This window comes from Klebsiella sp. 64 (assembly GCF_018223915.1).
GTDB lineage: Bacteria > Pseudomonadota > Gammaproteobacteria > Enterobacterales > Enterobacteriaceae > Klebsiella > Klebsiella pneumoniae.
Genome location: NZ_JAGRQZ010000069.1, coordinates 1 through 4,522, shown reverse-complemented (window position 1 = coordinate 4,522; position 4,522 = coordinate 1). Strand labels below are relative to the sequence as shown.

Annotated in this window: 3 protein-coding genes and 1 pseudogene; 3 read left to right on the top strand and 1 reads right to left on the bottom strand. The window is 57.4% G+C overall.

What is annotated here, in order from left to right; translation table 11 throughout:
• Positions 1-66: 66 nt before the first annotated feature.
• The 3 genes from KHQ23_RS26195 (at position 67) to KHQ23_RS26185 (ending at position 3,813) form a co-directional block, all read left to right on the top strand.
• Positions 67-810, top strand: a complete 744-nt coding sequence (locus KHQ23_RS26195) for a capsule biosynthesis GfcC family protein (protein WP_047694907.1) — start codon at positions 67-69, stop codon at positions 808-810.
• Positions 810-2,903, top strand: a complete 2,094-nt coding sequence (locus tag KHQ23_RS26190; RefSeq protein ID WP_047694909.1) for a YjbH domain-containing protein — start codon at positions 810-812, stop codon at positions 2,901-2,903. Before KHQ23_RS26195 ends, KHQ23_RS26190 begins: the two co-directional genes overlap by 1 nt.
• 286 nt (positions 2,904-3,189) lie before the next feature.
• Positions 3,190-3,813, top strand: a complete 624-nt coding sequence (locus tag KHQ23_RS26185) for a phosphatase PAP2 family protein (RefSeq protein WP_047694911.1) — start codon at positions 3,190-3,192, stop codon at positions 3,811-3,813.
• A 189-nt stretch (positions 3,814-4,002) separates the two neighbouring features.
• Here the strand turns inward: KHQ23_RS26185 and KHQ23_RS26180 are convergent.
• Positions 4,003-4,522, bottom strand: a pseudogene (locus KHQ23_RS26180) (IS5-like element IS903 family transposase); the annotation flags it as partial.

Below are 4,522 nucleotides of genomic sequence, written 5' to 3'. Positions count from 1 at the left end.
ACCGACTATTTGCAACAGTGCCGTTCTGCCTGTTGAAATCAGCCTTCTTAAGCCGGCGACACCATAATGAAAATAACAACCACGCTAATTTGCGCAGCAGGGGTGATAACTGCCGCGTGTGCCCCGGTATGGGGTGAAGGACGGGTAACGATATATGCGCCGGGCAGCAGCCACAGCCAGGTGCTTAACCAGGTGAAGGATCTGCGCCAGCTGGTGGCGGATCCGGCTTTTGGCCCGTACCAGCCCGGCATGACCATTGCCGTGCCTGCGGCCACCCGCAAAGCAGAGCAGGACAAGCTGCAAACCCTGAACCGTCTGCAGGCCTGGGCCGCCACGGAAGACGGGGAGCGGGCCGCGGCTATCCGGCTGGTGATAAACCAGCTGACCCCGCTGAAGGTGACCGGGCGGCAGTTTGCCTCCCTGGATCCGGATTTTGTCAAAAATAACGATAAAGCCAACCGCCCGCTGGCGGGCGAGTACAGCCTTTATCAGGCTTCTGCTCCGGCCTCTGTATGGCTGATGGGGCCTGTCAGCGGGGCGGGGAAACTGGTGTGGCAGCCCGGCCGCCAGGTGAGTGATTATTTATCCGGGCATGACTTTTTATCTGGCGCGCAACCGAGCCAGGTGTCGGTGATTGATCCTGATGGTGCAGTGCGCGTGGCCCCGGTGGATTACTGGAACCGCCGCCATGTGGAACCCCAGCCGGGCAGCATCATTCTGGTGGGGTTCACCTCCCGGGCATTACCCGGGGATGGTGACGATCTTAACCAGCAGATCATTAATATTCTGACCCACCGGATCCCTGACTGATGAAAAAACGTTACCTGCTCAGCATTATTGCGGCCTCTGTGGCCGGTGCCTGCCAGGCAATGGCGGCCGAAACCTACCCGGACCCTATCGGGCCTTCCCAGTCTGACTTTGGCGGCGCCGGGTTACTGCAAACCCCGACGGCGCGGATCCCGAAGGAAGGGGAGTTCAGCGCCAACTACCGCAATAACGATCAATACCGTTTTTACTCGGTGTCTATGGCCCTGTTCCCGTGGCTGGAAACGACAGTGCGCTATACGGATGTGCGTACCCGTAAATACAGTAATGACCCCGGCTTCAGTGGAAACCAGACCTATAAAGATAAATCCTTCGATGTAAAACTGCGCCTGTGGGAAGAGGGGCGTTACCTGCCCCAGGTGGCTCTCGGTAAGCGCGACATCGGCGGGACGGGGCTGTTCGACAGCGAATACCTGGTGGCCAATAAAGCCTGGGGGGATTTTGATTTCTCCCTGGGGATGGGCTGGGGCTATATCGGCAATAGCGGCAATATCACTAACCCGTTCTGCTCCTGGAAAGATAAGTACTGCCATCGTCCCCAATCCCGGGAGACGGGCAACTTTAACCTGAGTGACTCTTTTAAAGGCCCGGCCGCGTTATTTGGCGGGGTGGAGTGGCAGACCCCCTGGCAGCCCCTGCGCCTGAAACTGGAATATGACGGCAACGACTATAAAGATGACTTTGCCGGCGACCTTTCCCAGAGCAGCCGCTGGAACTGGGGGGCGGTATACCGCCTGGCAGACTGGATGGATGTGAATGCCAGCTATGAGCGCGGCAACACCTTTATGTTTGGCTTTACCCTGCGAACCAACTTCAACGATCTGCGCAGCCATCAGAAAGATCCGGCACCGAAATATAACCCGCAGACCCAGCCGCCGCACCTGGTGAACTACAGCCTGGCCGCCGGGGAACTGTACGAACTGCGTGACAATGCCGGGCTGGCAGGCCCGCGTGTGGAGATCCTCGGTGATACGCTGAAAGCCAGCGGGCAGCAGGACAAATATCGCGACACGCAGAAAGGGGTCGACCGCGCCAATGTGGTGATGCTGAAAGATATGCCTGCCAATGTGAAGACCCTGGATGTGACCCAGTACCGCAACGGCATGCCGATGGTGACCACCCGTACCGACGTTAACAGCCTGCGTAACGAAATAGAAGGATATCCGCTGGGCCAGGAACAGCCATTGCGCCAGCAGCGTGTGGAGCCGGACACCCGTAAGGGCCAGGGCTTCTTTATGGATAAGGACCGGCTGAATTACAGCCTCTCTCCGGTATTGCGCCAGTCTGTTGGCGGGCCGGAAAACTTCTATATGTACCAGATAGGTGTGGTGGCGGATGCCAGCTACTGGCTGACCGATCACTGGCTGGCGGGCGGCAGCCTGTTTGCCAACATCGCCAATAACTACAACAAGTTTAACTATGACGGCGTACCCCATGACTCCAGCCTGCCGCGGGTGCGTACCCATATCCGCCAGTATGTGGATAACGACGTGTATGTGCAGACCCTGCAGACCAACTATATGCGTGCACTGGGGAATGGCTTCTATGGCCAGGTATATGCCGGCTACCTGGAGATGATGTACGGCGGTGCCGGTGCGGAGCTGCTGTATCGCCCGCTGGACGCCAGCTGGGCAGTGGGTATCGACGGTAACTACGTTAAGCAGCGTGACTGGGACAATATGATGAAGTTTACCGATTATCATGTTGCAACCGGGAACCTGACCGGTTACTGGCGGCCGTGGTTTGCTGATGATGTGCTGGTGAAACTGAGCGTTGGCCGTTACCTGGCAAAAGATAAGGGCGGCACGGTGGATATCTCCAAACGCTTCGACAGCGGCGTGGTGGTGGGGGCCTATGCCACCAAGACTAACGTTTCCAGCGATGAATACGGCGAAGGCTCCTTTACTAAAGGCTTCTATATTTCTGTGCCGCTGGATCTGATGACGACACATCCGACACGCAGTACACCGACAGTCAGCTGGACACCGCTGACCCGTGACGGCGGCCAGATGCTGAACCGCCAGTATCAGCTTTACGATATGACCAGCGATCGTGATGTGCCGGTGGGTGAGCCGTAATCCCCCGCAGCAGGGCAGGGTAATAAGGGAAAATTATTATCCTGCAAAGTGACTGCGCCCGCCTGATGGCGGGTGCCAGAGCGCGGCAGATAAAAAATGACAGAGCAGTGCGGCTGCCGGCCGGGCGCTCCGGTGCGGGCAAAGTTAGCGGAATGTGCCGCTCCCGGTGAGGCATAGGGAAATCGCCTGGACTTACAGCATATTCTGACGGCAATGGGCGCAGGTGTTGTGTATTCTGAGGTTTCCCCACTTACGGGGCCCGTGGTTAAAGCGTTACAGGACAACAATGAGCTGGTATTCGGTTACTTTTTTAGGCGACAGCACTCTGTTACTGCCCAGTGCAGTATTGCTGTTTGTGGTGGCGTTATTTTCCTCCCGCCGTCAGGTGGCGTGGCAGTGGGCGCTGGCGTTCGGGGTGACCGGGGCGATTGTTTGCAGCTCTAAACTGGCCTTTATGGGCTGGGGAATCGGGTTCCGCCAGCTGGATTTTACCGGGTTCAGCGGCCACACGGCGCTTTCTTCCTGTTTCTGGCCGGTGTTTTTGTGGTTTGTCTGCAGCCGCGTTGCGCCGGGGTTGCGCCACCTGGCGGCACTGTGCGGTTACGCCGTTGCGGCGGTGGTGGGCGTGTCCCGGCTGATGATCCATGTGCATTCCCCGGCAGAAGTGATTGCCGGTTTTGTGCTCGGGTGTACTGCCAGCGGTGCATTTTTGCTGTGGCAACGGCGCGCCTCACTGGCGATGCTTTCCGGCGCCGGGCTGGCGGCAGTGCTGGTGGTGCCGATGGTGCTGTTTACCACCGGTTCGAAGGCGCCAACCCAGACGCTGTTGCAGCATATTGCGGTGCAGCTGAGTGCCGCCGAAAAGCCCTTCACCCGGGAAGATTTACGGCGTGGTGCCGCAGGCTGGTAATAACGTGGCGGGGAAATATTAAACGCTTATTTCCCCCCGCAAACATAATTAACAGCGAATATAGCGAGAACGACAGTAAATAGCAGGAATAAGGATATTACCAGTACGCATAACGGGCTTGTGGGTACTGGTAGGCTTTGTTGAATAAATCAGATTTCGGGTAAGTCTCCCCCGTAGCGGGTTGTGTTTTCAGGCAATACGCACGCTTTCAGGCATACCTGCTTTCGTCATTTTGTTCAGCGCTCGTACCAGGGCCATAGCCTCCGCAACCTGACCATCGTAGTCACGCAGCGTCAGTGAACCCCCGAACAGCTGTTTTACCCGGTACATCGCCGTTTCCGCTATCGAGCGACGGTTGTAATCTGTTGTCCATTTCCACCGCGCATTACTCCCGGTCAGCCGCTGATTAGCAACGGCACGGTTACGGTCTGCATACTCACCGGGCCAGTAACCTGCTCCTTTTCGGGGAGGGATAAGCGCGCTGATTTTCTTACGCCGCAGTTCATCGTGACAGAGCCGGGTGTCGTAAGCGCCGTCTGCCGATGCTGCCCTGATTTTTCTGTGAGTCTGCCGGATAAGACCCGGGAAGGCTTCTGAGTCCGTCACATTGTTCAGCGACAGGTCAGCGCAGATGATTTCATGTGTTTTACTGTCAACGGCGAGATGCAGCTTACGCCAGATACGGCGGCGTTCCTGGCCATGCTTTTTG

Excerpts from the sequence above, each read along its gene's own strand:
- KHQ23_RS26195 (WP_047694907.1), top strand. The coding sequence starts at position 67 with ATGAAAATAACAACCACGCTAATTTGCGCAGCAGGGGTGATAACTGCC.
- KHQ23_RS26190 (WP_047694909.1), top strand. The coding sequence starts at position 810 with ATGAAAAAACGTTACCTGCTCAGCATTATTGCGGCCTCTGTGGCCGGT.
- KHQ23_RS26185 (WP_047694911.1), top strand. The coding sequence starts at position 3,190 with ATGAGCTGGTATTCGGTTACTTTTTTAGGCGACAGCACTCTGTTACTG.